Source organism: Chryseobacterium kimseyorum (genome assembly GCF_025971945.1).
Taxonomy (GTDB): domain Bacteria; phylum Bacteroidota; class Bacteroidia; order Flavobacteriales; family Weeksellaceae; genus Chryseobacterium; species Chryseobacterium kimseyorum.
Genome location: NZ_JAPDHW010000013.1, coordinates 26680 through 52376 on the forward strand (window position 1 = coordinate 26680; position 25697 = coordinate 52376).

The following is a 25697-nucleotide window of genomic DNA, read 5'->3' on the forward strand; positions in this document are numbered from 1 at the left end:
ATGGTGATAAAAATAAGATTTTTGGAGTCCAATTTAATGTGAAAAGTTATTCAAGAAAAGATACCGTTGCTCTTTATAAAAACTTAACTTTTTACAAGCTTGAAGCAATGACAACTGAAAAAGGAGATTTAATGTTGGTATCTGCAACCGGAATGTGTTCAGACCATGACTTTCAGGTTATAGCACAAAAAAACACTGGCGAATACGGAAAACCATTAATAGAACAAAAAGAATTTTCATATTTTAAAACATACCATTATACTTGGAAATTAAGTGATAGAATTATACAGTTAGTAAGTAAAGCAAAGATAGATTTTAACCAAACGCCTCATAATATCTTTACGGAACAAGATAAAAAAGTGATAAAAGAAACATCAAAAGACAGACTTGATGAAATACACCTCTTCATTTGTAAAACAGAATGTGAAAAAAAATTGAAAGGAAAAATGATCGCAGGAGATTGGTCTGACTTTAAATAAAAATTACAGCCACCAAGAAGCTTTCATTAGGCGGGCTGAAGTACAAATGAAACGGTAATTTTCAATTGAATTTCGCTAGTGGCTTTTGTTCCTCGAATTCTCCCTGTCAAAAGCAGCGAAATATGGGTCTTAATGCTATAAAACCGAAAGAAATGGAAGAAATAATTCAAAAATTAGACAAATATTTATCGATACAAAGACCTGATTATTATTCTGAACTTAATGAACCGTTGGACGACTCTCAATTAGACAAATTAGAAGAATATTATAAAATTGAAATACCAAAGGATTTACGAACCCTTTACAAGTGGAAAAACGGACAGAAGCCAACCTGTTATGAAGCTTTCGTTAATAATTCTTGTTTTATTCCTTTACATCAAGCACTTTACGACGCTTCCGAGTTGACATCAATGACTGGGTTAGACTTTGATATTGAAAATTGGTGGAATAAATACTGGATACCAATATTTCAAAATGGTGGTGGCGATAGTATTTGCTTCGACTTGGAGGGAATTTTTACAGAGCAAAAAGGACAACTAATAGAATTCTGGCACGCAGATAACGACCGAAATGTAATTTCACCAACACTTGAAACTTTTCTTTCTAAAATAATCGACCTTTATGAAACCAAAGATAAAGAGGACTTCGATGAATACTTTGAAATTGAAGAAATCGAAAACTATCCAAAGAAATTCTTTTTAGAATAATCCGAAAAAGAATTACTGCCTACAAGGGTTTCACAATGAATTCAACTAATCAGTCATTTTTAAATTTAAAGTAAAATCACTCCAACAATAATTAGCTAAAAGCGCGTTCACTATATATTGACATAATAAATAATAACTATGAAAAAGATACTCACCAATCTTCTGATTATCTCATTTATTCTCACCACTGTCGGATTTTTAATGGATGGCGATGTGAAAGAACCCAGCATGAGCATTAGGTTTACAGAATATTTTGCGATGACAGGAATGATTTTCACAGCGATTTCTCTGATTTATTTTTCAGTAACTTTCATTTTAAGAAAACTTCAGCAGACCCTTAGCTAATCCTTTAAAAATATTCAAAAAGCAGTTCTATACTTTAAGAGTAGAGCTGCTTTTTTGTTTAAACTGTTTTAAGAATTCAGAATAATTAATTATCTTTATTCTCGTTATGATGATTAAATCTCCTGTTCAATCTATTTAAAATCAAAAAGTTTCGGACTGGAATTTACAGGAAACTGGACCTGAAAATTATGGGATGATTAAAACGCACATAAGATTTAGATTGATCCGTAACTTAGCTAATAACTTAGGATTCGATAACGAATATGATGCAGATGTTGAAGATAAAAAAGCTGATTATTAATGACGGAAAAGAAAATATTGAGTCTTTAAAATTTGGTAAAGCCGAATTAGCAATTGTAGAAGCCAAAATATCGGATTATTAAAGTACACCGCATTATTTAAAAATCTAAGCAACATTTAGAATGAAAACAGTAGCACAAAAAATGGGCGTCAAAGCAGGCTCCAGCGCATATTTTCATGAAGCGCCTTCCGAAGCTGTTGCTTCGATAGAATTGCCTGAGATAAACTTAGCTGAAAGACTGTCTGGAGAATTTGATTACATTCACCTGTTTGTTAAATCACAAAGTGAGCAGGAAAGCATTTTTCCGAAATTAAAAGAGCATCTGAAAATAGACGGGATGCTTTGGGTCTCATGGCCGAAAGGTGGACAGCTAGGCACTGACCTCAGTTTACCGAAAGTCATCAAAACAGGATACGAATTCGGACTTGTAGAAAGCACCTGTTTAAGTATTAATTCTGTATGGTCGGCTATAAAATTTACTCATCCTAAGAAAGGTAAAACCTATAATAACAGCCATGCAGAACTGAAATCAAGAACAACAAACCGCTAAAAAAATCATCCATAAATAAACTTTACAGCAAAGCTCAATAGTTTTTTTCTTCATAGAAAAAGCTTTTCAAAATACCTTTTAAAATAAATTATTAGAGAATTTTATGTTTAGATCACTTTAAATTCTTTTTCATAATTTCGATCTATCCCTTTCATCGTCACTAAAATACACACACAACTATGTCTGAAAATCGTCCCGAAAAATTCACTCCAGAAAACCCACAAACTGGTCACACAAATACGCAAACCATCATAATCAGACAGGATGAAAGTAAAACCAATGGAATTGGAATTGCCGGATTTATCATTTCTCTCATCGGGCTTTTTGTCAGCTGGATTCCTTTTTTCGGATGGTCTATTTGGTTTGTAGGTCTTGTTCTGTCTTTTATTGGGCTATTCAGAGCTCCAAGAGGTCTGGCCATTGCAGGCCTGGTGATTTCATTTATTGGTGTGATTATCCTGATCCTTTTTGTAAGTGCTATTTTCGTTGCTTCTGAAATGAATCCGTAACAGCATAATTTGTGCTTCAGAAATTTCATTATTTATCGTGACATGATTTGTTGAATTTCACTTTAATATTTATAGTTAGCAATAAAATTAAAAGAAACAATCTGATGAAAACCTCCAAAACAAATTACATCAGGCCAAACGATGTCACTATTTATTTCATATTTTTTGTAGTTGCATTGAGCCTGTATCTTATTTTAATTGGAGAACATCGGGAGTTTCTCAACAAAATCTGGAATGACCTTCCGGCCACCCGAAAAACAAACATCCATAGATTTCCATTCTTTGCAATCTTTGCATTTATGGTACTTAATGGAGTGATCGCAAGTTTACTGTCAAATTATTTAGGACAGGTAAAATATATTAAGCTCCACCCTACTTTTATAGAAATAAGAACCGCTTTCTTACATAAAATACCTAAGTTAAAAATCACAGAAGTCAGTATTACCGAGAAAGATAAAAAACTTTTACAGATTGCTTTTAATAAGCGAAAATATATCTACCCCATACACCATCCTGATGAGGATACCGTCAACAAAATCAAAGATTATTTTTACTTACAAAAACCTGATAGAATAACTCAGGATGACAAAGAAATGACGGTTACAAAAACCTATAAAGTTAAAAATATGGGGCAGTGACTTCTTTAAATGGTGATCAAAATAAATTCTTTAATCTCTTTCTGATTGCTATTCTAATGTTTTATAAATTTATATAAACGAAATGATCAATTTAAGCTGAATACCAAATGAAAAAAATACTTTTTAAATACTGGCTTGCTAACTTTTTGCTGGGCTTTTTGCTTTACGCAGTCCACAGAACTATTATTTCCATAACTGACACGACAGCTGAAACCGATTTTAAAAAATTTCTATCGCTGTTAGAAATACTTCTGAATTTAGGATTTTCACTTCTCTATCTCGCAGTCGTGTTCGTTTCATCAATTACTTTATTCCTGAATCTTTTTGCAAAAATCAGAAATAATTTCTATGCATCACTGCTTACATTTTTGGGTATTCCTATGGCAGGATTAATTTTCCTGTTGTTTATTAATTTTCAGTTAGAACATGATTCACACTATCCTACCTCAACTCTGATCATTATTTCCGTAATTTATATACTGTTTACCGGTATACAGTTTCTAATGTTCAGAAAAAAAATTGGGTCGCAGGTATACCTGCAATAAATTTCTTACTTTTATAATAATTCAAAGAACAAGGATTCATTTAAAATAATGAACAAAGAAATATTATAAAGAACTAAAATATGACTCTCAATGAAATCGCATGGAGTTTCTCCTCCAAAGTTTATCGCAGCTCAGAAGAATTTAATGAAGCAGTGTCCAATTATCAGAAAACCATTTACAAAACAGATCAAAATTGGAAACCTGATGAAATTGTCTTTGATTTCCCTGAACTGCAAATTCAGTATGAAGCCTGGATTTCCGACGCCTCGCAGTTACTGGAAAACGAAACTCTTATCGACGAAGAAGACGCTTTCGACGAAGATAACAGTGACGAAGGAATGTATCAGGTAGAGATTTTATCGCATCTGAAAGCCGACAATGGCAGGAATTTTACGGCATTAGAGTTTTTATTTAAAACCCATAATCAGCAGGCCAACAAAGAACTTGGCGATCATACATTTTTCGAAGGCACAGATGAAAATAACCTAACGACTGTTTTGCCAACTTTTTTCATCGCTTGCGGAAGCTGATTTTTATAAAAAAATAAAATAATATGAGTTACAGCATTCATTTATACAGAAAAGAAACTAAAGAACGTGAAATAGAAAGTCACTCTGACAACTTCTTTGAAAATGAAAATAATTTAGAACCCTTCACACCAGAACAGTATAAATACCTGAAGAAGCGGTTGCTTGCGTATAAGTACATACTGAGTCGGGAAAATCATGATGGGTTGCAATTTGAGCATCCTGAACATTCTGTCATCGCACTCTTGACCGACCGTGGTTTATACTTCAGTGCCGGTTTTAAAGGCGACAGTATTTTTGAAGCCGGAATGACTGCTTCCGAGTTTACAGATACAGAAGAATTTGTAAAGTACGATCCACAAAACGGTGGTTGGGAAGAATTTTAAAAACAAAAAAATAAAATACATCTGATATGAAAAATATTGAAAACAGCTTAGGCGAATATCTGCACACTGCCGAAAAAACTATTCAGGAAGTTTTGTTTGTCCCAGTTGATGAACATCCGGTTTGGGAAGATCATTCTGACATTCTTGAATTGGCCAGTAAACAAATCTTACAGCCTGTAGGAATTCTTCCCGATGAAAATATTTTCGCTTACATTGGAGTGCATTCACAAACTATTATTACCGGAAAAAGAGATAGTGTAGGTTTCCTTATCACTAATTTCAGAATCCTCACGCAAACCGATTTTTCCATAATCGGAACGGCCGAAGTTGCAGAGCAGACACTTTTTACCCAAAATATTAATCCTCAGGAGCTGTTGCCAAAAGTTTGGGAAAGTTTTATTGCTAAAAATAAATTGTCAATTCCAGGTGAACAGTTATTGGCAATGCATTCTGCGTTAAAAAATGTTCTGGAAATTATAGTTCCTCAATTGCAGCAGCTTCATTATTTGCCTGGTGAAATTGTCAAATCTGATTATATTACCGGTAGAATAAAAGAACTCGGCCTGGAAAAATCATTGAAAGCCTATGAACAAGACGAGAAAAGACTGAAGAAATTTGCCGAAAAATATAATCTTTCAGATATCCTTTTTGGGATTGTAGACAAGCCTTTTTTCGGCGGAGTTTACGGTTTGGTGATAACGCAGAACGGTATTGTAAGCAGAGACCTGATGGAAGACAGCTTCTCCAGCACCTGGCAGGAAATAAAAAACAATCCCGCTACCCTCGGAGAAAAAAATGATGTTATTCTGGCAGGTGAAAAAAGACATATTATTCCATCCCATGCTGCAGATGCTGTACATTCTCTTATAATTCTGATGAATGAACTGGCCAATGGTGAAATTAAAATTCAGAAGTAAAATACGTTGATCAACAATCATTTTTGGTAGCTAAACCGACATCAATGAAAATTTGTCAAGAGCTTTAAGTGAGATGAGGAAAAATAAATTAAAAAAATATCCTTTTTACTGCGCTTTGATGATCTGTACTGCACTTTTCGGAAATTCCTGTCAGAAAAAAGATGAAGATTCTCTTTTGTATAATTTGTTTAACGCAAAATATAAGAACGATACGGTCCGTACGGTCAATATGCCCGACAATCTTTCTGTCATAAACAATTTAACGAGAGAACTGACAAGAAATCAGATGGAAATCAATGCTTATAATGTGGATAAAACAGAGCCCGAATACAATTTCCTTAATGACTGTGTAAATCTCGTAACATATTATATAGAAAGGACCGGAATGCGTATGTATGCTGTAAAAAGTGAGAAACAAAAAGTCAGTTACAGAAGGAGATCCCAATCAAACAAACGGATTCGGGGTTACTATCAGGAATTTAAGATCTGTGTTTATGAATTTGAAAATGAGGAAACAGCAAAAGTGAATTATGAAATACTGCAAAAAGCCGCCAGTTCTGGTGACGGAAAATGCAACAGTATATTTAATACTGAATTTATACTTAAGAAAAATGAGATTTTTGAATTCTGGACGATGGACCGCAAATCTTTAGGACGTATGAGGGAATATATCAATTTTGTTGACAGACAGTAATTCACGATCATTCAGATGTTTTTTATTTTAAAGCATTCGGCAGAAATTGTATATCTTTATTCTCAATCTGTTGATTAAAACCAAATGAGAAAATTATTAACCTTTTGTAGCCTCTGTATTTTTACAATAGTGGTTTCTCAAAAAAACAATATTGAAAAAAACATCAAAGAAGAACACGAGCTAAGACAGCCACAAGATCTTAGCGTTCCTCCTCCGCCCATCAATATATTCCCAGCTCAATATTCTGGCGGAAACAGACTGTTTCTCGAAAACGTAAAAAATAATTTAATAAAGTCCAATTTTAAAATAGCTGACAAGATTTTAAAAACTAAAATTATTTTAAAAATTGATCAGAAAGGAAATGTTCTGAATATCTCAACCTACGGGAATAATACCGATTTCAACAGTGCAGTGAAAAAAGCTGCTGAAACAACGACAATGGACACCCTGTGGGAACATGCAAAGAACAAAGACGGAACCGCTGTTATTGACATTGTGAATTTGCCTTTTGAATTTAAAAATAACTAATTCCGGTGAAAATTTTCGTACAAAACCCGATCTAAATCTTTAAACTGATACTATGAAATTCTTTTACTACTCACTGATCTTTTTTTCCTGTTTTTTATCCGCAAAATTCAATGCGCAGGCTCCAAATGATACCATTGCCAACGGAATGGCTTTTAAACTAGGTTCAAAATTAACCTTAAAACTGGTGAAAAATACTCAGAATTCTTTTGATTATAAAGTGATCAAATACTCGGAATTTTCGGAGCAGTTTAAAATTTTTGAAACAGAAAAATTATTTGATAAAAGTCCCGAAAAAGAAACCATTGAAGTTATTTTCGGAATTGGATATTACAGGGAAGGGAAAGAAGATAAAGATTACCAAACAGTGATGTTATCAAGAAACAATTACAGCTTTCCGCTACAGTTTGATGCTGAAATAAAAATCTGGAACAAAGAGGAATTTGAAAGAACCTCAGTCACTCCCTTAAATCCAGGCACCAGACATACGGAACTGTGGCCGTACAAAATAGATTTTCTGGCATTAATCAATTTCAGAAATTATTCTTATCAACCAAAATAACAACCAAACACAGGCAGATATTGGCTTTGAACTGCAGAACCGAATGATAAACAAAATACAAATGGAAGACATCCAACGGGAAGACATCCACATTATCAGCCGCCACAGCGACATCGATGAACAAGGAATTTCACAGGTCCTCACAGAAAACATCTATAATGACAGAGAAGCATGGCAAAAATTTCTGCGCTTATTTTTTGTCACGCTGGGCGTCGGGTTTACCGTTTCCGGAATTATATTCTTCTTCGCTTACAACTGGGCAAACCTCAACAAATTCGCAAAAATCGGACTTACAGAATTAGTGATTATCGCAACAACATCTGTCGTCCTGTTTGCGAAAACCAGCAAAATGACACGCAATATAATCCTTACCGGAAGTTCAGTTCTGGTGGGTGCACTGTTTGCGGTTTACGGACAGATTTACCAAACGGGAGCTGACGCCTATGATTTCTTTCTTGGCTGGACTTTATTTATCGCGCTTTGGGTTATCATTTCAGATTTCGCGCCGCTGTGGCTTCTTTTTCTTTTGTTGATTAATACCACATTTATACTGTACACCGAGCAGGTGGCCAAAGACTGGTCTGTAAATTTCGTCTGCACTTTTCTTTTTTTGGTGAACGCTTCTGCAGCGATTTCGGGAATCTTTATTTCAGAATCAAAAAAAGGCGTGTCAGTTCCGAGATGGTTTTTAAATATTGTTTCACTGGCCGCGATTTCTTTCGCAACCATGGGAATTGTGCATGGATTCTTAGATGAACCAGACGCTGATTTTCATTTTCTCCTCATTTCTGCAATAATCCTCTTCGGATTGGGAATTTGGCAGTCATTAAAAGAAAAAAACGGATTTTATCTGGCAGTCATTCCCTTAAGTATCATCATTATCGTTTCCACATTACTTTTTGAAATTTTGCAGGAAGACGCAAGCTTTTTATTGGTTAGCTTATTCATTATTACGAGTATCACCCTGGTCATCTGGAATTTAATATCACTTCAAAAAAAATGGAAAAATGAGAAGTAAAGAAAATATTGATGAGCTCCTTTCTTACATTCAGAAAAAGAGCAGCAGAGAACTTTTATTTAACAAAGAAAATATACAGAAAGCTTACATAGGTAAAGAAGATCACCAATCATTGGCGATAAAAATATTATCCGTGTTTGGTGGTTTGATGTCGGGTATTGCATTTGTCGGCTTTTTATTTCTTATTGATTTTTTCGATTCTGTTGAAGGGTTAATGCTTTTCGGAAGCTTCTGCATTATCGGATCGCTTTTTCTAAATAAAGTAGCCAACAAAATCATTATTGATACGATCAGTGTGACTTTTTACTTAATTGGTTTAGTTTTACTCGGAATTGGTCTTGTGGACTCGGTGGTTAATGACGAAAGTATTATGTGCTTCATCTTTATGCTGATTGCACTTTTTTCGCTGCTTATCGTTCAGAACTACATTATGTCATTCGTTTCAATCTCTCTGTTTAACATCAGTATCGCCGCAGTACTCACATTTAATGATCTAACCTCATGGATATACATTTATACAGCCATCGTAGCGGCCTTCCTCACTTTTCTTTTTCTGAATGAAGCCAAAATACTTTCGCTGAAAAATATGCTTTCTAAACTTTATGAGCCCGTTCGCTCGGCGTTTGTTTTTACTTTTCTATCGCTTTTTCTTTACATGGATGAAGCCAGATTCACCACTTTCTCCTACAGCTATTTAGTAGTTGCATCGGTCATGATTGTTCTATCGATACTTTGTATTGTATATTATCTTTTTAAAATTTTAAATATTACAGAAATCAGACACAAAGTAATCCTGATGGTTGCGACAACAGTTATACTGATTCCTACGGCCTATTCTCCTGCGATTTCCGGAGCGATACTGATTATTTTGCTGAGTTTTATGGCTAATTATAAAACAGGTCTGGGCTTAGGAATTATTGCTTTTGTCTACTTTATCTCTATGTTTTATTATGATCTGCAGTTTACTCTGTTAAACAAATCGATTATTTTATTTTCATCAGGAATTCTTTTCCTTGCCATCTATTTATTCACCCGTAAAAAACTGACATCTCATGAAAAAATATAAGTGGCTCATTATTCTGCTCAATCTTATTCTGCTTTTGGTTTATTTTAACTGGTCGGTTTTTAAGAAAGAAAAATTGCTGCAAAACGGACAGTTGGTTTTGCTGAAACTGGCTCCGGTCGATCCTCGTTCGTTAATGCAGGGAGATTATATGACTTTACGGTATGCGATTTCCGAAAATCTGAATATTGATAAAATGCCTAAGCGTGGCTATTGCATCGTTAAATTAGATCAGAAAGGCATCGCACAGAGAGTAAGGTTTCAGAAAGAACCAATTCCTCTAAAACCAGGTGAACATCTGATACAATACAATGCTCCTGACAGTTGGAATATCAATATCGGTGCAGAGTCTTATTTTTTTGAAGAAGGACAGGCTGAAAAGTACGAGAAAGCGGAATATGGCGGCATAAAAATAGACCAAAACGGCAACAGCATTCTGATTGGGCTGTATAATAAAAATTTAAAACCGATTAATTAGTTTCATCAAAATATTATTTTTGTCAACATGAAAAAACTCCTTTTGGAAACCGACAGATTGATCATCAGAAACCTGAATCCTAAAGATGTGGATGACTTCTATTTTTACCGCTCAAATCCTGAAGTGACAAGATATCAGAGCTTTGATGTGATGACCAGAGAGCAGGCTGAAAAATTCATAGAATCGCAGAAAGACAGAACTTTCGGGAAACCGGGCGAATGGGTACAGTATGCAATTGAAAAGAAAGAAACAGAAAAATTAATTGGCGACTGCGCCATAAAGCTCGACCATTATGATCAACGTATTGCAGAGATAGGCATCACACTTTCGCACACCGAGCAGAAAAAAGGTTTTGCAAGAGAAACCATGAATGCTGTATTACAGTTTTTGTTCAGTCTGGAAGACTTCCATCGTGTTGTAGAAATTGTTGATGCAGAAAATGAAAGTTCAGTTAAACTTTTAGAAAATTGTGGTTTTAAAAAAGAAGGTCATTTTATAGAAAATATTTTCTTTAAAGGCAAATGGGGAAGTGAATTTCAGTATGCGATGCTGAGAAAAGACTGGGAAGCTTTGGTTGCAGAAGATTAAATTATATTTCACAGAGTCGACATCATTTTAAAACAGATTGATTGAAAATAACATTTAGGAAAGCCACAGAAGAGGATATTGATTTTCTATTCAATTTAAGAACAGAAACAATGACCGAGCATTATGAAAGTTCACATCTTGCGACTGATAAAGAATCCACGTTAAAACGAATACAGTATAAGTTTGATAAAGCTCAAATTATTTTATTGGATAATCAGCCTGTCGGACTGTTAAAAATCAACAGAACAGAAAGCCTAATAGAAATTCTTCAGATCCAGATTAACCCTAAATTGCAAGGTAAAGGAATTGGCAGAAGGATTCTGACGGATATACTTCGTGAAGCAGCTTCGCTTCAGAAGAGCACCAGGCTCAGTGTTTTAAAAACCAATCGAGCAAAGAATTTGTACGCAGGTTTAGGATTTAAAATTACAGATGAAGACCAGCATTCATTTCATATGGAAATAGTTCACTGAAAAAAAATTTGTCAACATTTCCCCTTACTTTATGATCTGTCCGTTATAATATTTCTCTAAAAAGAAACCTAAATCAGCGCGATAGCCAATACCTGAAGCTTCAAATTTCCAGTTGCCGTTTTTTTTATAAAGTCTTCCGAACTCAATTCCTGTTTCAATAGAGAAATCTTCGTCAAGTTCATACTTTGCAATTTCCTGATTATTGTTCTGATCAACAATTCTGATGTATGAATTTCTTACCTGCCCAAAATTCTGTCTTCGTCTTTCAAAATCTTCAATGGTTACCACAAAAAGAATTTCTTCAACTCTCTGATCTACTTTTTCGAGATCGATCATAATGGCTTCGTCGTCATCGCCATCACTGTTTTTCCCACTCGGATCGTCACCGGTATGCGCCAGGGCTCCGTCCGGGGAATTCAGGTTATTGTAAAAAACAAAATAATCTTCACTTACCAGTTTCCTTTGAGAATCGATCATAATGGCAGAAGCATCAAGATCAAAATCGTAGCCTGTTCCTTCGTTGGGATCCCAACCGAGGCCGATAGTCATTTTCGTGAGTCCGATATCAATTCTCTGTCCTTTCTGTAAGTTGATTGCCATAGTTCTGTACTTTATGCCTAAGATAGTTTTGATTTGTCACTTCTCCAAATATTCAGATTAAAAAAACATTAAAAAAGCCCGATCCATAAGATCGGGCAGTATATTTTAATTAAAATTCTAAAATTTAAACAGATTTTACTTCCGTGTCCTCTGCCAGTTGAGTTCGTGCCTTGGCCAGCATTGGGATAGACAGCAAACCGGTCGTCAACATAATGACAATTTGTAATGGGAGCGAAATAAATGAATAGGTCAAACCCATTTCGCCGCCAAATTCCGCGCTTTTTCCCATTGAGATAAACAGTGCCATAAAGCCGTACTTCATCGCCAAATTAAATGCTCCAATACCTCCACTCGCCGGGACAATCATACCCAAAGTTCCTACTACGATAATGAAAAAACCATCAGCAATGGTAAAGTCTGAAGTTTCTGGCAGAGCAAAACACACAAGATATGCTGCCATATAGTAACAAATCCAGATTCCTATGGTGTAGAGAATGAAATTTACTTTTTGTTTTAGCTTAAATATCGAAGTTAAACCTTGAAGAATTCCATCAATAAACCCGATAATTTTTCCTAATACAGGTACTGTTGCCAATTTCTTTTTAAATACAAAAAAGAGAATCGCACATAAAACCAACAGGGAAACTATTAAGATAACTTTATTCGGATTAAATTTGATTCCTGAATTTTCATAAAATGAAAGGATGGCATCATATTTAAAAACAAAAGTTAATCCTAAAAATACCATCATACAAACCAAATCTACTACCCTTTCTAAAATAATCGTTCCGAAAGACTTATCTACAGGCACTTTTTCCACACCGTATAAAGCTGTCGCTCTAGCAACCTCACCACTTCTCGGAATTGTTAAATTCATTAAATATCCAAAAGAAATTGTCCAGAATGCGTTAGAATTTGAAATATGGTATCCCATTGGTTCCAATAGCAGATTCCAGCGAACCGCTCTTAACCAGTAAGCCAAAACACCGAACACTGCAGCGATTGCTACCCAGAGATAATTCGCTTTTGACAGGGATTTCTGAACTTTTTCAAACTCAAAACCCTTCAATGCCAGCCAAAGAAAAAAGCCTGCAAATGCAAGCGAAATAACAATGGTAAGAATTGATTTTAAAGGACTGTTAGATTTCTTTTCCATCAATTAGGTAAGAAGATTAGTTTTCTCGTCCGGGAAAACGATTTTTGGCTGAAACTCTCTTGCTTCCTCAGGCGTCATCTGCGCGTAGGCGATCACGATAATAATGTCGTCACGCTGAACTTTTCTTGCCGCAGGGCCATTCAGACAAACTTCTCCGGATTTTCTTTTACCTTTGATCACATACGTATCAAAACGTTCTCCGTTGTTTACATTAACGATATAAACTCTCTCTCCCACTACCAGTCCTGCTGCATCAATAAGATCTTCATCTATGGTAATACTTCCGATATAATTAAGGTCTGAAGCTGTAACTCTTACCCTGTGAATCTTCGATTTGAATACTTCTATTAACATGGTGCAAATTTATTAATAATATTTAATAAATTGATTTTAAAATTGATTTAAGAACATGACTTAAAGACCAATTTTTATTTCATACAAATTAATATAATTCCTTACTGATTATCAAGTCAATAAGCATATTAGGAAAAAAATATAAAGTAAGCATTAAATTTAGGATTTAATAAATAGCAAATTGAATATTAATTTTTCAACAAAACCAATAAACATAAGCAGTTGGCATGATTTTAGATGCTCAAAACGTAGGTTTTTCGTGAAAACTTGAATTATGATATATTGATTGATTTCAGGGTAAATCAAAAAAAATTCACAAGTTTTTAGAAAAAATTTGCACAATTTGAAAATTGTTTTATATTTGCTACAATTACTAACTAACTTTTAATATAAAAATTATGAACAAGTCTGAATTAATCGACGCAATCGCTAAAGATGCAGGAATTACTAAAGTTGCAGCAAAGGCTGCTTTAGAATCTTTTATTTCTAACGTTACAACTACTCTAAAGGCAAAAGACGGAAAAGTGTCTCTAGTAGGGTTTGGAACTTTCTCAGTATCTGAGAGAGCTGCAAGACAAGGGATCAACCCTGCAACAAAAAAACCAATTAAAATTGCTGCTAAAACGGTAGCTAAATTTAAGGCTGGTGCTGATTTGGCAACTGCGGTTTCAGGTGTTAAAAAGAAGTAATCAATCTGATTATAAAAATGCAAACCTCATCTTTCGATGAGGTTTTTTATTTCCTGTATATTTAGTTAGTTATGATAAGAGCTACTATGATTATGGCGCCAAACGTGAAATTTCCCAGTCCATACCTTTCAGGGTATAAATAATTCGGTCGTGTAATCTGTTGGGTCTACCCTGCCAAAATTCAATCTCGTAGGGCTTAGCAATATAACCGCCCCAATTTTCAGGCTTAGGCACTTCAATATTTTCAAATTTTTCTTCTAATTCTTTTAATTTTACTTCCAAATATGCTCGGTCAGGAATCACTTCGCTCTGTGGGGAAACTGCCGCGCCAAGCTGACTTCCTTTAGGTCTTGAATGAAAGTATCCGTCACTCAGATTTTCAGCAATTTTTTCTAAATCGGCTTTAATGATAATCTGCCTTTCTAATCCCGGCCAGAAAAAATGCAGACAGGCTTTATGCGTTTTTGCAATAGCTTTCCCTTTTCTGCTGTCATAATTGGTGTAAAAAATAAATCCTTCATACGTATATTCTTTCAGCAAAACCATTCTTGTTCTAGGACAACCATCATCCTCTAAAGTGGAAACCGCCATAGCATTAGCCTCAGAAACGGTAGGATTTGATGACGCGTCCAAAAACCAATCTCTAAATTGCTCTAAAGGATTCTCTTTAATCTCACTTTCAATAAGTTGAGATTTTTCGTAGATTTTTCTCTTGTCATGAAGGTTTTCCATAAATAATTTTTATTAAATTTGAGTATGAATTACTCATACAAAGGTAAAATATTAATTTCCACGCCTGATATTTCCGGAGATATTTTTTCCAGATCAGTAGTACTTATCATAGAACATAATGAAAACGGTGCTTTTGGTCTGATCCTGAACAAGAAAAATTCTAAGATGAGTAGCAGATTCAAAAACTTTTTTGACTTTAAAATAGAAGTCTATGATGGCGGTCCCGTAGAAAACGAAAAAGTATTTTTTATCATCAAAGGAAAAAAAGTATCAGAAGTGGATACCGAAATCAATCAGGAGTTTTATCTGACCGAAGATGTGGAAAAAGTAATTAATTCTGTCCTAAGTGCTGAAATAAGCATCGATGATGTTAAAATTTTCTCAGGATATTCAGGATGGGGCGCATTGCAGCTTGACAGTGAGATCAAACGTAAGGTGTGGACGGTTGTTGATGTGTATAACCTTGACTATACCCTGCCTAACGACCAGACTCTGTGGAAATCAATTATGCAAAACCTTGGCGGTGAATATCTTCTGTGGGCCAATGCACCTGAAGATATTTCTCTAAATTAATCATTACTTCACAACGAAGCGATATACATTTAACAAATTTTAAGTATTCTTTACATAATTTTTAACATACTTTTCACGTTCTTTGAAAAACTAAAACCAAAGTTATGAATATGAAAAAATTATTTTTTGCTCCCCTTCTAGCAGTTCTCTTTTTATCCTTCAAACCTTCTGATAAAAAAATCATCGTTATAGACGCCGGTCATGGCGGCAATGACAAGGGCGCAACTTATGAAGGTATTTCAGAAAAACAGATTGTTTTAGCAGTCGCTTCCAATATCAAACAATACAACAGCTCTCAGGATGAATTTGAAATCGTTCTCACGAGAGATTCTGATCAAAATTCAACTTTGACAGACAGAACTGATATGATCAATAAGCTGAATCCGGAAATGGTGATTTCGCTTCACATCAATACCAGTACTTCTAAAGAATCAGCAATCAAGGGACACGAAATTTTCACTCAAAAATCTGAAGCTTCAAAAGCTTTGGCAGACAGAATTTCGAAAAAATTAGGAACATGTAATATTGAAGAGAAAAATCTTCACATTTTAAGAGCATCGAACGCTCCGGCAGTTCTGGTAGAGTTAGGATATCTTAATAATACAGAAGACCGTAAATATCTGACGAGTGAAAAGGGACAGAAAGAAGTCGCTCAGAAATTCATTGAAATTATTGCCGAAAAATAAAGAAAAATACACTTTTCTGATTGTATCAGAATAAAACCCGGTAAAGGACGTTATTGTTGTTTACCGGGTTTGTCAATTTAATTCGAAAAACTACTCTTCCAGCCCTCTACCAATGCGGTAAAGCGGGCGTTTTCAAAAGTTTTATTTCTAATCTTTCCAACAGAGAAAATTCCTTTCTCGTCAGAAATCATTAATATCTCTTCAGCTTTCTGAGATTCAAAAGCAATAATTTCATGCTCCTGAATATCGGCGAGATTATTTTTATGCAGATAAGTCACAAAGTTTTCGAGCAAAGGCGAAATATATGCTCCCTCCGAATGTTTTGGAACTTTAATAATATTCCCTTCCAAAAACAAAAGATTACCTGAAGTAGAGCGTGCAATTCTCTTATTTGGATTTAAAAGAATCACATCATCCAGATCATTTTCCTGTGCGTAAATTCCAGCATAGATATTCTCCGGGCAATGCACTCTTATATTGCTTAATAAGTTATTATTGACATTGATCTCTTTAATTAAATCTAATTCCAAAGGTCGTTGATGTACATTCAGAACATCATCCATCTCATCAACTTCAAAGAAATAGGAAATGGTTGACTTCGACAACGTGATTCCATCTGAATTCCGGTAAACCAAGAAATTGATAATTCCGTCTGTAACACCCTTTTGCTGAATTACCTTTTCGTTAAAAAGAGTCTGAAAAAATTCTAAAGTATAGGTCAGAGGAATATTCATCCTCATTTTTCTCATCGAAGCCATTAGAAAGAAGTAGCATTCTTCATCCATGATTAGCCGAGAATTTCTTACAAAAAATGAAACCTTCACAGCATCTCCCAAAAGAAATGCTCTGTTTTTTAACTCAAGCTCTTCTGAAGTAAAATATGTTTTGTCCAAAGTATGATTGTTTATAAAAAAATAATGAACGATAAATCGTCCATCAGTTTTACCATTAAGTCAGTACCGCTTACTTATTAAGCTGCACCTAATTTTATTCTAAGGTTTTCGATTAGATTCTCCCAGTACAAAGCATTTTCTTCTTCGTCACCTTCTTCACAGAAATCTGTAATGTTAAGAGCTAAATCTTCCGTGATATCGTCAATCGTGATGGTCATTTCAAAGAAGTTTTTGGTACCTTCATCTTCCTCCCATCTGAAACGCACGAAACCTTCAGGCTTATATCTGATCAAAGTCGCTTTTTCTTCAGAACCGCCGCCCCAACTAAAATAGAAATCGTCACCTTTCTCTATCACATCATCTGCAAACCATTCGGATAATCCCTCAGCACTAGCCAAATATTCATACAAAATCTCTGAAAGACAATGCATTGGGAATTCGTAATGGACTTTATGTTTCGCCATATAACTTATTTTTAACGTGACGCAATATATAAATTAATTTTTTTATTACACAAAAAACTAAATAGATTTTTATGCAATATGAATGATATTTATCAGAAAAATAAATTTAAATTTTCTCGCCTGGGTTTTTGTTTTTAAATTGATGATATTAATAAAAAAACCTCTTTCTCAAGAGGTTTCTGTTTATTTAAATATTTTAGTTTTCGTTTAATACATCAAGAATAATCTGGCAGCCTTCTGTAATTTCTTCTTTTGAAATCGTCAATGGTGGTGAAATTCTTAAATATTCGTTTCTGTACAGTTGCCAGAATACAATTAATCCTTTCTCCATGCATCTCTTGGCGACATCTAAGGTAAATTCCGGTGATCCGAGATTCACGGCTAACATCAAACCTTTACCATTGATATTTTTAATTTTTGGATGTACCAGAAGCGTTCGGAACAGTTCTTCTTTTTCGGCAACTTCATTCATCAAACCGCTGTCTAAAACTTCCTTTAAAGTAGCATGAGAAGCGGCAGCTATTAATGGATTTCCTCCGAAAGTCGTGATGTGTCCTAATTTAGGGGAATGAGATAATGTTTCCATAATTTTTTTTGAACTCATAAAGGCTCCTACAGGAACTCCGCCACCCATTCCTTTTCCCATCACCAAAATGTCAGGTACAATCCCGAAATGTTCAAAAGAGAACAGTTTACCCGTTCTTCCGAAGCCCGGCTGAATTTCATCTAAAATTAAGAGGGCGCCGACTTCCTCACATCTCTTTTTCAGTTTCAATAGATAACCATCATTCGGAACTAAAAAACCTGCCGCTCCCTGAATGGTTTCCAGGATAACACAGGCTGTTTTTTCTGTGATTTTTACGAAGTCATTTTCATTATTAAATTCAATAAAAGAGACCATCGGCAATAAGGGACGGAATTCTCTTTTATGAAACTCATTTCCGGAAACACTCAAGGCTCCATGCGTATTTCCGTGGTAGGAATTTTTGAACGAAACAATCTCTTCTCTGCCTGTATATCTTTTGGCTAATTTTAAACTTCCGTCGATGGCTTCTGCACCACTGTTCACTAAATATGTAATTTCTAAAGGATCAGGTGTAGCCTCTGCCAGTAATCTGCATAATTCTACCGGTTTTTCCTGAGCATATTCCCCATAAACCATCACGTGAAGATATTTGTCGGCCTGCTCTTTAATCGCAGTGACAATTTTGGGATGAGAATGCCCCAGTGTATTGGCTGAAACTCCTGCTACAAAGTCCAGATATCTCCTGCCGTCTTTTCCGAAAATATAGCTCCCCATTGCCTTTTCTACTTCAAAACCTGCTGCAAACTGCGTGGTCTGTGCCTGATATTTAAAAAAATCTTTTTGCATTTCTATAGATGAAAATTTAGGCAAAGCTAAAAAAGATAAGTCAGATAGGGAAATTTTATAAAGCTGAAAATTGAATTGCAATTAATATTCAAATAACTTTCTGTCAGCATTCCAGACATATCTTTTTTCTCTAAACTTAAGATACTTTGCATAGTTTTTTTCGAAAAAATCGGGTGAAGACATTCCATTTTCTTTGAATGATATCAGTAAATCTCTACCATTTTTAGGAAGCTCAATCGTGAATTGTGCATAAATTAAATCATCGATAACCGATTGCTTTACATTTTTATTGGTGAATTCACGAACAAGACTGTTCATAAAAACATCAAAGTTTGAACTGTAGCTTTTTAAATATCCGGTTTTCAATTCGGTTAAGACATTATTTTTATGTTCAAACAGTTTAAAATTATTTTGGAAAAAACCTCCGTTACTTCCTCCTACACTCGAAAGTGCAACTAATTTTTTGTTTTCCAGACTCCAGTAAGCCATTTCAAAAATTTGATATCCGGACTGACCTTCGGTGTAATACTGTTCCAATCTTAGATATCCATTTTTCTCATCAATTTTCAGTGTATAAGAAATATCATCATTAGTGAATGTTTTAGTTTTTACTAACTCTTTTCTTTCCAAAACACTAAGATTATCTGTATATTCAGACGGCATATTACAGAAAATATTTGCCATAGTCTGAGCATTTAAAATTCCTATTGAACTCACAACGATGATTATTAAAAGAATTCTTCTCATTATAAAACGACTTTTTTTTTAGACATTCAAAGTTCAAATACACAGACCATTAAACGCTCACTATAATGAATTAACGATCAAGAATTTTAATCACTTTCTTTAAAACACTCAACAAAAAAAAGACCAGCTTTACAACTGGTCTCTTTATATTTATTTCCTAACCCTTTTAGGTTTCTTAGCTTCTTCAGCAGCTCTCTGCTTATCGATGATTTCCTGAGCCTGATTAAACAGTGCATCTCCAGATTCATATTTGATCTCCTCATAATTCGGAGTATCGACGAGGATATCCTGCCACTTCCGTATCCGGTCTTTGGTATTCCAGTTGAAGTCGGGGAATTTCTTTTTATCGGGACCAATCTTACTCATAGGATATGTGGAAGACAGCGCTCCAATACTGCAGGAAATAATCTGCATCTCCTGTTGCTCGAAAAATGCTCCAATAATACCGCATGAGGAAAGTGTAATTCCTAATCTTTCATTCTGCTTGGTCTTTTCGTTGTAATCATCATCAAAAGTGATTGCCTGTGCATTTCCTATTACTTTGATGTCTCTGATGTTTTTACCTTCGTAGTAAACCGCCATAAGCTTACCTTTTACCTGGTTAAACTCGTCTTTCATATTCAGAGAATCTGCTTTGCTGATAGCAAAACCATTCCCGATGACTTTTATAGAATCTATATTTTCAGTCTGTGTATTTGAATAGAGCTCAACTTTATCTCCGGTTACCTGCTTTTGACCGCTCCAAAGAATTGGATCTTTATACATATGCATCACACCGTCGGTTTCGTTGAAAGCAATAGAATCGGCTCTACCCTGAGCATTAGACTTATAAATTCTGGCTTTTTTAAATGCTCTTAAATAACTTTTTTTAATGTTCACAGAATCTAATTTCTGATAAGAAAGAATTTTTTCAGCAGCAAAATATATAGAATCTTTCTCAAGAATTTTAACTGCGTAAGGACTTTTCGTCATCATCGCCGAATCTTTCTTTTCAAAGATTTCACCGTAACCGCCTTTAAGATATCTCTTCTCAAGAGGATCATCTAAAGTAACATTTCCGGTGGCAGTACCAAAACCGGTAAGCTGATTAAAGTACATTACATCCCCCGTAAGAATCTTGTCATTATAATTGATTCGTGAATTTTTATTTAAGAAAGATTCTTTGGTGTTCAGGTTGTGCGTTCCTTTTTCGGTAAAGATTCTGTTTTTAGGATTCTTTCTGTTCGTTATCGTAGTCGGGCCATTGATGTCTACAATATTGGTGTTCTGATTCTGCACAACATTAATTCCGTCAAGGATATAATCTTTGTCTTCAATTCTTACGTTATCAGTCAGATTGATCGTTCGGTTGGTCAGATTATACGTAGCAGATTTTGAGTAGGTTGTACTTTTTCCATCATTGATGGTTCCTCCAGTATTGTAGTAGGCAAGATTTGAACCTCTGTCATAATACATAGTTTCTGTTTTTATCACCGTACCTTTAGGATCGTTCAGCACTACATTTTTTCTGGCAACACCTTTCTGAGTGTTTCCGTCATACTCCATTTCTGAAGCAGTAATTACCGAACCATCTGTATTCTGAAGTCTTGTATTTCCAACTGCTTTCACAAAGTTTTCCGCATCATACATAACCACCAGGTCAGCTGTAAGAATAGAACCCTGATGCTCAATCTGTACATTCCCCACTAAATATCTGTTTCCGTCATACTTGGTGTCTTTTTTAATCTCATCAGCATTGATGATTTTCACCTTGTTATTAAGATTCGATTTCTGTGGTTGATTTTTAACGGGATTCTGTAAAAATGGATCCCTCTGCACAGGTTTTGGATTATCCTGCGCAAATGTAAGTGTAGAAAGAAAGAGAAATAGAAAAAAAAATATTCTCATTGATTAGTCATTCTTTGTGCCATAAAAATACAGCGAATGAGAATCAATTTTTACGCCAAAAGCCTCTTCAATTGCCTCTTTAATCCCCTGAATTCTAGGGTCGCAAAACTCTATAATCTCTTCAATTTCCTTGTCTGAACCTTTTTTGTAGATCACCAAATGGTCATGCTGCTTATCAAAATATGATTTCTCATAAGAAGATGACGTCAGCGTTTTTTCGCCAAACTGGTGCTTACGGATTAAACCGGCATCTAAGAAGATCTCTATGGTGTTATAGATTGTTGCTTTAGAAACATGGTATTTCTTCTGCATCATCAAAAGATACAGGTCATCTACATTAAAGTGGTGATCCATATTATAGATCTCCTCTAAAATAGTGTATCGTTCAGGTGTATTACGAAAGCCTTTCTCTAAAAGGTAATTTCTTAAAACATCTTTAATTAAAGTAATATTTTTTTCTTTTTGTAAAGTATCCATCAAAAAATTTATACTACAAATTTATCGATTTTTATTTAAATACAATATACCACTTCAGAGAGTGTACGGCTGATCTGCTAAAAATTATATCCCTTAAAATTAGACTGCTGAATTCGGTTTGCTGAAATAGTCTCTTCAGTCAAAGGTGCAGATTCTACCTCTACGTTGTGCATCGTGACACCCCACGCTTTGAAATCATCACTTCCGATATACTTCACAAAGTTGTATAAACTTAGGGTAATTTTCTGTTTTACCGTTAAAAGAATATCGTTGATATAGGTGTTATCAATAATCACATACTTCAAATCCGGCGGAATATTGTGCGCTCTCAGAGAAGGGTGACTGCTTCGTGAAGGAATGGTACCTTCTGCCATCAGATCTTTCAGAACCATGTTGAAATAATCATTGATTCTGCGGTCTACTTTAAATCCTAAAAGGAAATTTACTTTATAGATAGTCCCCGGCAAGATTTCGTCGACACTGTATTTAAAAGTATAAGGATCTTCCTGATTCACAATACTTAAAATAAAATAATGATCAGCTCTCTTAGGCTGTTTTTTAATGATCGAATAAATAATTTTCGCCTCGATCTCATCATTTCTCTTTGCACGGCTTAGGTAAGCAAGGTTTGTACAGTACTTCGGAATGGTTTCATCCAGTTTCATGTCTTTGATGATAGAAACGTACTTATCAATTTTAACGAAATTAATGAAATTCGCCTTAATCATTCTGCCGTTATACCAAGCGTACATACACACTGCGATAAATCCTCCCAATACCATGGTCAGCCATCCGCCATCCATGAATTTTATAACATTGGCATAGAAGAATCCTGATTCTAAGAAAATATAAACCATCCCAAAACCGATGATGAAAATTCTGTTGACACGGCTTCTGCTTAACCAATAGATCAATAATATCGTGGTCATTAACATCGTAATGGTGATCGTAAGACCATAGGCAGCTTCCATTTTACCGGATTCCTTAAAGAATATTACCACTCCGAAACACAAGGCCATTAATCCCCAGTTAATCCTTGGAATATACATTTGCCCTTTGATCCCTGAAGGATATTCAATATGTTGGTTTGGCCAGAATGAGATTGACATAGCCTCGGAAAACATGGTAAACGAACCGGTAATTACCGCCTGACTGGCAATAATTGCTGCCAAAGTTGCCAGGATTACGCCCGGTAAAACTGCCCATTCCGGCATAATTCCGAAGAAAGGATTAACTCCTGTAAAAACCTGTTTATAATTGGTTAAAAGCCAAGCACCCTGACCTAAATAATTTAAAATCAACATTAATTTTACAAAAATCCAGCTTACTCTAATGTTTTTTGCACCACAGTGTCCTAGATCTGAATACAGCGCCTCGGCTCCCGTTGTACAAAGGAAAACGGCTCCCATAATAACAATGGCACTTGGCGAATGGGTAATCAGATTGTAAGCGTAAACAGGATTGAATGCTTTTAAAATTTCAATATGCTCTACAATATGTACAGATCCGAAAATTCCTAATGCAAGAAACCACGTCACCATAATAGGCCCGAAAAGTTTACCGATAGATGCCGTACCAAATTGCTGAACGACAAATACAATAAATAAAATAAAAATAGTAATAACGACAACCGGAGTTTCGGGATTGTAAATTTTTAGACCTTCAATGGCAGACATTACAGTCAGAGACGGCGTAATAACACTATCGGCAACTAAGGTTGAAGCACCAATGATAGCGACGACGTATAGCCACTTTTTCTTGAGTTTTTTGACGAGTGAATAAAGAGCTAAAATCCCACCTTCACCTTTGTTGTCAGCCCGTAATGCAATAATAACATACTTGATGGTGGTTTGCAGGGTAAGCGTCCAGATAATACACGAGATCGCGCCTTCGATATAAGCATCAAAAGGCATCGTAGAATCTTTGCTTGCATTCACAATCGCTTTCATTACGTAAAGCGGTGAGGTACCGATATCACCGAAAACAATTCCCAGTGAAACAAGAACTCCCACAAATGAAAGTTTTTTCAGGTCTATATGATGACCTCCTTCTGTAACTTCTGCCATGTCAGCTAATTATTTTGAAAGCGCAAATGTATACTAAATTTATGACCCTCAGCTCAAATAGTGATACATTGTATAAATGAAAAAACTTCCTTTCGGAAGTTTTTTTCTATGATTTAACGTACATTGCTTTTTTAATTTCCTCTTTCACTTTTTCAAGTTTCGGGAACCAATCTGCAAATAATGCTGCTGAATAAGGTGCAGGAGCATCCGGAGTCGTAATTCTCTTAATTGGAGCATCTAAATAATCAAATGCTTTTTGCTGTACCATATAAGTAATCTCTGAAGATACTGAACCAAATGGCCAAGCTTCTTCTAAAATAACCAATCTGTTTGTTTTCTTTACTGAAGCTAAAACGGTATCGAAATCTAAAGGACGAACTGTTCTTAAGTCGATTACCTCAACAGAAATACCTTCTTTAGCTAAATCTTCAGCTGCCTGAATTGCTAATTTCATAATCTTTCCGAAAGAAACCAAAGTTACATCTGTACCTTCTTTTTTGATATCCGCTTTTCCTATTGGTAAGTAATATTCTTCTTCAGGAATTTCCATTTTATCTCCATACATCTGCTCAGATTCCATGAAGATTACAGGATCATTATCCTGAATTGCAGTTTTCAATAACCCTTTCGCATCATAAGGATTTGAAGGAACTACTACTTTAAGACCAGGAATGTTTGCATACCAGTTTTCAAAAGCCTGAGAGTGTGTTGCTCCCAGCTGACCTGCAGAAGCTGTAGGACCACGGAAAACAATCGGACAGTTCCACTGACCACCACTCATCTGACGGATTTTTGCAGCATTGTTGATGATCTGATCGATCCCAACAAGGGCAAAGTTGAACGTCATATATTCTACAATTGGTCTGTTACCATTCATTGCAGCACCCACAGCGATCCCTGTAAAACCAAGTTCAGCAATAGGTGTATCGATTACACGTTTAGCACCAAACTCATCCAACATTCCTTTAGAAGCTTTGTAAGCACCGTTGTATTCTGCTACTTCTTCTCCCATTAGAAAAATGGATTCGTCTTTACGCATTTCCTCGCTCATTGCCTGCGCAATCACTTCACGAAAAGTATATTCTGCCATATTTATTTGAAAAATTTAGAGTACAAAAATAGTAATTATTTATTATTTACATCATAAAAAAGACAACTCATTGCTGAGTTGCCCAATATTTAATATTATTTTAAATTGATTAGTTAACTTTCTGCCAAACCTGAGTTCTGCCTAAAAGAGAAACTCCCATATAACCTCTTACATTCAGCTTATCACCAGATCTTGTGATGGTACATTTGTAAGTTTTACCGGTTTTAGGATCTGTAATGGTTCCGTCAGTAAATTCATCGCCGTCTTTCACCAAGCCTCTGATGATTTCCATCCCCATAATTGGCTTTCCTTTACGGTCATCTTTACAGCCTACGCAATTTGGATTTGCCGGTCTGATTAATAACTGAGAAACTTTACCGTAGTATTTACCATCAGATTTTTTCCAGATTTCAACAATAGATTTTGCCTGTTTTGTTTCGTCATCAATGGTTTTCCATTTTCCTTCGATTTGTGCAAATGACATCACGCTGAATAGAGAAAGTACGAATGTTGCTAATAATTTTTTCATAAGTAGATTTTTATTTATTTTTTGACATCTGAAATCACTGTACTTTAAAAGTATTTTAAACTTATTAAGTCCCGCGA

General features: G+C 35.1%; 34 protein-coding genes. 21 read left to right on the forward strand and 13 right to left on the reverse strand.

Annotation, left to right across the window (positions count from 1 at the left end; translation table 11 throughout):
• Positions 1–38 precede the first annotated feature (38 nt).
• From OMO38_RS15995 to OMO38_RS16080, 18 genes are all read left to right on the forward strand, one after another.
• Positions 39–479, forward strand: a complete 441-nt coding sequence (locus tag OMO38_RS15995) for a hypothetical protein (protein ID WP_264751191.1) — start codon at positions 39–41, stop codon at positions 477–479.
• A gap of 152 nt (positions 480–631) precedes the next feature.
• Positions 632–1186, forward strand: a complete 555-nt coding sequence (locus OMO38_RS16000) for an SMI1/KNR4 family protein (RefSeq protein ID WP_264751192.1) — start codon at positions 632–634, stop codon at positions 1184–1186.
• Between the two features lie 138 nt (positions 1187–1324).
• The gene (locus OMO38_RS16005; RefSeq protein WP_264751193.1) at positions 1325–1531 is read left to right on the forward strand and encodes a hypothetical protein; all 207 of its coding nucleotides are present in this window, start codon (positions 1325–1327) and stop codon (positions 1529–1531) included.
• A gap of 422 nt (positions 1532–1953) precedes the next feature.
• Positions 1954–2382, forward strand: a complete 429-nt coding sequence (locus tag OMO38_RS16010) for a hypothetical protein (RefSeq protein WP_264751194.1) — start codon at positions 1954–1956, stop codon at positions 2380–2382.
• 179 nt (positions 2383–2561) lie between these two features.
• Positions 2562–2891: a hypothetical protein gene (locus OMO38_RS16015; protein WP_264751195.1), complete on the forward strand. Its 330-nt coding sequence runs from the start codon at positions 2562–2564 to the stop codon at positions 2889–2891.
• Positions 2892–2995: 104 nt separating this feature from the next.
• Positions 2996–3529 (forward strand): hypothetical protein, encoded by a 534-nt coding sequence (locus tag OMO38_RS16020; RefSeq protein ID WP_264751196.1) that lies wholly within the window; start codon positions 2996–2998, stop codon positions 3527–3529.
• A gap of 107 nt (positions 3530–3636) precedes the next feature.
• Positions 3637–4074: a hypothetical protein gene (locus OMO38_RS16025; RefSeq protein WP_264751197.1), complete on the forward strand. Its 438-nt coding sequence runs from the start codon at positions 3637–3639 to the stop codon at positions 4072–4074.
• An 80-nt stretch (positions 4075–4154) separates the two neighbouring features.
• A complete protein-coding gene (locus OMO38_RS16030) occupies positions 4155–4604 on the forward strand; it encodes a hypothetical protein (RefSeq protein ID WP_264751198.1) in 450 nt (149 codons plus the stop codon).
• 23 nt (positions 4605–4627) lie between these two features.
• Positions 4628–4987, forward strand: coding sequence for a hypothetical protein (locus tag OMO38_RS16035; protein WP_264751199.1), 360 nt, complete (start codon positions 4628–4630; stop codon positions 4985–4987).
• A 26-nt stretch (positions 4988–5013) separates the two neighbouring features.
• Complete coding sequence (locus OMO38_RS16040) at positions 5014–5904, forward strand: hypothetical protein (protein ID WP_264751200.1); 891 nt, start codon at positions 5014–5016, stop codon at positions 5902–5904.
• Between the two features lie 52 nt (positions 5905–5956).
• Positions 5957–6598, forward strand: a complete 642-nt coding sequence (locus tag OMO38_RS16045; protein WP_264751201.1) for a hypothetical protein — start codon at positions 5957–5959, stop codon at positions 6596–6598.
• Between the two features lie 84 nt (positions 6599–6682).
• On the forward strand, positions 6683–7126 hold the full coding sequence (locus OMO38_RS16050; protein WP_264751202.1) for a TonB C-terminal domain-containing protein: 444 nt from the start codon (positions 6683–6685) through the stop codon (positions 7124–7126).
• A gap of 52 nt (positions 7127–7178) precedes the next feature.
• The gene (locus OMO38_RS16055) at positions 7179–7685 is read left to right on the forward strand and encodes a hypothetical protein (RefSeq protein WP_264751203.1); all 507 of its coding nucleotides are present in this window, start codon (positions 7179–7181) and stop codon (positions 7683–7685) included.
• A gap of 61 nt (positions 7686–7746) precedes the next feature.
• Positions 7747–8703, forward strand: a complete 957-nt coding sequence (locus OMO38_RS16060) for a DUF2157 domain-containing protein (protein WP_264751204.1) — start codon at positions 7747–7749, stop codon at positions 8701–8703.
• Entirely contained in the window at positions 8693–9769 is a 1077-nt protein-coding gene (locus OMO38_RS16065) for a DUF4401 domain-containing protein (RefSeq protein WP_264751205.1), read from the forward strand. Before OMO38_RS16060 ends, OMO38_RS16065 begins: the two co-directional genes overlap by 11 nt.
• The gene (locus OMO38_RS16070; RefSeq protein ID WP_264751206.1) at positions 9756–10244 is read left to right on the forward strand and encodes a GDYXXLXY domain-containing protein; all 489 of its coding nucleotides are present in this window, start codon (positions 9756–9758) and stop codon (positions 10242–10244) included. The genes OMO38_RS16065 and OMO38_RS16070 overlap by 14 nt, the downstream gene beginning before the upstream one ends.
• A 27-nt stretch (positions 10245–10271) precedes the next feature.
• Positions 10272–10832, forward strand: a complete 561-nt coding sequence (locus OMO38_RS16075) for a GNAT family N-acetyltransferase (RefSeq protein WP_264751207.1) — start codon at positions 10272–10274, stop codon at positions 10830–10832.
• A gap of 41 nt (positions 10833–10873) precedes the next feature.
• Positions 10874–11305 carry a GNAT family N-acetyltransferase gene (locus tag OMO38_RS16080; protein ID WP_264751208.1) on the forward strand — a complete coding sequence of 144 codons (432 nt, stop codon included), beginning with the start codon at positions 10874–10876 and terminating at the stop codon, positions 11303–11305.
• Positions 11306–11329: 24 nt separating this feature from the next.
• Here the strand turns inward: OMO38_RS16080 and OMO38_RS16085 are convergent, their stop codons facing one another.
• The 3 genes from OMO38_RS16085 to panD form a co-directional block, all read right to left on the reverse strand.
• Positions 11330–11905, reverse strand: coding sequence for a TerD family protein (locus OMO38_RS16085; protein ID WP_264751209.1), 576 nt, complete (start codon positions 11903–11905; stop codon positions 11330–11332).
• A gap of 124 nt (positions 11906–12029) precedes the next feature.
• Positions 12030–13061 carry a lysylphosphatidylglycerol synthase transmembrane domain-containing protein gene (locus OMO38_RS16090; protein ID WP_406567331.1) on the reverse strand — a complete coding sequence of 344 codons (1032 nt, stop codon included), beginning with the start codon at positions 13059–13061 and terminating at the stop codon, positions 12030–12032.
• Positions 13062–13064: 3 nt separating this feature from the next.
• Positions 13065–13415 (reverse strand): aspartate 1-decarboxylase, encoded by a 351-nt coding sequence (gene panD, locus OMO38_RS16095; RefSeq protein ID WP_264751211.1) that lies wholly within the window; start codon positions 13413–13415, stop codon positions 13065–13067.
• 398 nt (positions 13416–13813) lie between these two features.
• Between panD and OMO38_RS16100 the strand changes: the two genes are divergently transcribed.
• Positions 13814–14104: an HU family DNA-binding protein gene (locus OMO38_RS16100; RefSeq protein ID WP_129536153.1), complete on the forward strand. Its 291-nt coding sequence runs from the start codon at positions 13814–13816 to the stop codon at positions 14102–14104.
• 90 nt (positions 14105–14194) lie between these two features.
• On the opposite strand, the gene pdxH is transcribed toward OMO38_RS16100, so the two are convergent.
• The gene (pdxH, locus tag OMO38_RS16105; RefSeq protein ID WP_264751212.1) at positions 14195–14836 is read right to left on the reverse strand and encodes a pyridoxamine 5'-phosphate oxidase; all 642 of its coding nucleotides are present in this window, start codon (positions 14834–14836) and stop codon (positions 14195–14197) included.
• 24 nt (positions 14837–14860) lie between these two features.
• On the opposite strand from pdxH, the gene OMO38_RS16110 reads away from it, so the two are divergent.
• Positions 14861–15409 (forward strand): YqgE/AlgH family protein, encoded by a 549-nt coding sequence (locus OMO38_RS16110; protein ID WP_264751213.1) that lies wholly within the window; start codon positions 14861–14863, stop codon positions 15407–15409.
• Between the two features lie 110 nt (positions 15410–15519).
• On the forward strand, positions 15520–16095 hold the full coding sequence (locus tag OMO38_RS16115) for an N-acetylmuramoyl-L-alanine amidase family protein (protein WP_264751214.1): 576 nt from the start codon (positions 15520–15522) through the stop codon (positions 16093–16095).
• 77 nt (positions 16096–16172) lie between these two features.
• On the opposite strand, the gene OMO38_RS16120 is transcribed toward OMO38_RS16115, so the two are convergent.
• From OMO38_RS16120 to OMO38_RS16160, 9 genes are all read right to left on the reverse strand, one after another.
• The gene (locus OMO38_RS16120; RefSeq protein ID WP_264751215.1) at positions 16173–16988 is read right to left on the reverse strand and encodes an aminotransferase class IV; all 816 of its coding nucleotides are present in this window, start codon (positions 16986–16988) and stop codon (positions 16173–16175) included.
• Between the two features lie 77 nt (positions 16989–17065).
• Positions 17066–17452, reverse strand: a complete 387-nt coding sequence (locus OMO38_RS16125) for an START-like domain-containing protein (protein ID WP_047444457.1) — start codon at positions 17450–17452, stop codon at positions 17066–17068.
• Between the two features lie 196 nt (positions 17453–17648).
• Entirely contained in the window at positions 17649–18824 is a 1176-nt protein-coding gene (locus OMO38_RS16130; protein ID WP_264751216.1) for an aspartate aminotransferase family protein, read from the reverse strand.
• An 81-nt stretch (positions 18825–18905) separates the two neighbouring features.
• Positions 18906–19571 (reverse strand): hypothetical protein, encoded by a 666-nt coding sequence (locus tag OMO38_RS16135; protein WP_264751217.1) that lies wholly within the window; start codon positions 19569–19571, stop codon positions 18906–18908.
• A 150-nt stretch (positions 19572–19721) separates the two neighbouring features.
• On the reverse strand, positions 19722–21458 hold the full coding sequence (locus OMO38_RS16140; RefSeq protein ID WP_264751218.1) for an OstA-like protein: 1737 nt from the start codon (positions 21456–21458) through the stop codon (positions 19722–19724).
• Between the two features lie 3 nt (positions 21459–21461).
• A complete protein-coding gene (locus OMO38_RS16145; protein WP_047444463.1) occupies positions 21462–21935 on the reverse strand; it encodes a Fur family transcriptional regulator in 474 nt (157 codons plus the stop codon).
• Positions 21936–22012: 77 nt separating this feature from the next.
• Positions 22013–24001 (reverse strand): KUP/HAK/KT family potassium transporter, encoded by a 1989-nt coding sequence (locus OMO38_RS16150; protein WP_264751219.1) that lies wholly within the window; start codon positions 23999–24001, stop codon positions 22013–22015.
• A 106-nt stretch (positions 24002–24107) separates the two neighbouring features.
• Entirely contained in the window at positions 24108–25091 is a 984-nt protein-coding gene (locus tag OMO38_RS16155; protein WP_264751220.1) for a pyruvate dehydrogenase complex E1 component subunit beta, read from the reverse strand.
• Between the two features lie 109 nt (positions 25092–25200).
• Positions 25201–25620 (reverse strand): DUF2147 domain-containing protein, encoded by a 420-nt coding sequence (locus tag OMO38_RS16160; protein ID WP_264751221.1) that lies wholly within the window; start codon positions 25618–25620, stop codon positions 25201–25203.
• Positions 25621–25697: the final 77 nt, after the last annotated feature.

Excerpts from the sequence above, each read along its gene's own strand:
- OMO38_RS16000 (WP_264751192.1), top strand. The coding sequence starts at position 632 with ATGGAAGAAATAATTCAAAAATTAGACAAATATTTATCGATACAAAGA.
- OMO38_RS16005 (WP_264751193.1), top strand. The coding sequence starts at position 1,325 with ATGAAAAAGATACTCACCAATCTTCTGATTATCTCATTTATTCTCACC.
- OMO38_RS16010 (WP_264751194.1), top strand. The coding sequence starts at position 1,954 with ATGAAAACAGTAGCACAAAAAATGGGCGTCAAAGCAGGCTCCAGCGCA.
- OMO38_RS16015 (WP_264751195.1), top strand. The coding sequence starts at position 2,562 with ATGTCTGAAAATCGTCCCGAAAAATTCACTCCAGAAAACCCACAAACT.
- OMO38_RS16020 (WP_264751196.1), top strand. The coding sequence starts at position 2,996 with ATGAAAACCTCCAAAACAAATTACATCAGGCCAAACGATGTCACTATT.
- OMO38_RS16025 (WP_264751197.1), top strand. The coding sequence starts at position 3,637 with ATGAAAAAAATACTTTTTAAATACTGGCTTGCTAACTTTTTGCTGGGC.
- OMO38_RS16030 (WP_264751198.1), top strand. The coding sequence starts at position 4,155 with ATGACTCTCAATGAAATCGCATGGAGTTTCTCCTCCAAAGTTTATCGC.
- OMO38_RS16035 (WP_264751199.1), top strand. The coding sequence starts at position 4,628 with ATGAGTTACAGCATTCATTTATACAGAAAAGAAACTAAAGAACGTGAA.
- OMO38_RS16040 (WP_264751200.1), top strand. The coding sequence starts at position 5,014 with ATGAAAAATATTGAAAACAGCTTAGGCGAATATCTGCACACTGCCGAA.
- OMO38_RS16050 (WP_264751202.1), top strand. The coding sequence starts at position 6,683 with ATGAGAAAATTATTAACCTTTTGTAGCCTCTGTATTTTTACAATAGTG.
- OMO38_RS16055 (WP_264751203.1), top strand. The coding sequence starts at position 7,179 with ATGAAATTCTTTTACTACTCACTGATCTTTTTTTCCTGTTTTTTATCC.
- OMO38_RS16060 (WP_264751204.1), top strand. The coding sequence starts at position 7,747 with ATGGAAGACATCCAACGGGAAGACATCCACATTATCAGCCGCCACAGC.
- OMO38_RS16065 (WP_264751205.1), top strand. The coding sequence starts at position 8,693 with ATGAGAAGTAAAGAAAATATTGATGAGCTCCTTTCTTACATTCAGAAA.
- OMO38_RS16070 (WP_264751206.1), top strand. The coding sequence starts at position 9,756 with ATGAAAAAATATAAGTGGCTCATTATTCTGCTCAATCTTATTCTGCTT.
- OMO38_RS16075 (WP_264751207.1), top strand. The coding sequence starts at position 10,272 with ATGAAAAAACTCCTTTTGGAAACCGACAGATTGATCATCAGAAACCTG.
- OMO38_RS16085 (WP_264751209.1), bottom strand. The coding sequence starts at position 11,905 with ATGGCAATCAACTTACAGAAAGGACAGAGAATTGATATCGGACTCACG.
- OMO38_RS16090 (WP_406567331.1), bottom strand. The coding sequence starts at position 13,061 with ATGGAAAAGAAATCTAACAGTCCTTTAAAATCAATTCTTACCATTGTT.
- panD (WP_264751211.1), bottom strand. The coding sequence starts at position 13,415 with ATGTTAATAGAAGTATTCAAATCGAAGATTCACAGGGTAAGAGTTACA.
- OMO38_RS16100 (WP_129536153.1), top strand. The coding sequence starts at position 13,814 with ATGAACAAGTCTGAATTAATCGACGCAATCGCTAAAGATGCAGGAATT.
- pdxH (WP_264751212.1), bottom strand. The coding sequence starts at position 14,836 with ATGGAAAACCTTCATGACAAGAGAAAAATCTACGAAAAATCTCAACTT.
- OMO38_RS16110 (WP_264751213.1), top strand. The coding sequence starts at position 14,861 with ATGAATTACTCATACAAAGGTAAAATATTAATTTCCACGCCTGATATT.
- OMO38_RS16115 (WP_264751214.1), top strand. The coding sequence starts at position 15,520 with ATGAAAAAATTATTTTTTGCTCCCCTTCTAGCAGTTCTCTTTTTATCC.
- OMO38_RS16125 (WP_047444457.1), bottom strand. The coding sequence starts at position 17,452 with ATGGCGAAACATAAAGTCCATTACGAATTCCCAATGCATTGTCTTTCA.
- OMO38_RS16130 (WP_264751216.1), bottom strand. The coding sequence starts at position 18,824 with ATGCAAAAAGATTTTTTTAAATATCAGGCACAGACCACGCAGTTTGCA.
- OMO38_RS16135 (WP_264751217.1), bottom strand. The coding sequence starts at position 19,571 with ATGAGAAGAATTCTTTTAATAATCATCGTTGTGAGTTCAATAGGAATT.
- OMO38_RS16140 (WP_264751218.1), bottom strand. The coding sequence starts at position 21,458 with ATGAGAATATTTTTTTTTCTATTTCTCTTTCTTTCTACACTTACATTT.
- OMO38_RS16145 (WP_047444463.1), bottom strand. The coding sequence starts at position 21,935 with ATGGATACTTTACAAAAAGAAAAAAATATTACTTTAATTAAAGATGTT.
- OMO38_RS16150 (WP_264751219.1), bottom strand. The coding sequence starts at position 24,001 with ATGGCAGAAGTTACAGAAGGAGGTCATCATATAGACCTGAAAAAACTT.
- OMO38_RS16155 (WP_264751220.1), bottom strand. The coding sequence starts at position 25,091 with ATGGCAGAATATACTTTTCGTGAAGTGATTGCGCAGGCAATGAGCGAG.
- OMO38_RS16160 (WP_264751221.1), bottom strand. The coding sequence starts at position 25,620 with ATGAAAAAATTATTAGCAACATTCGTACTTTCTCTATTCAGCGTGATG.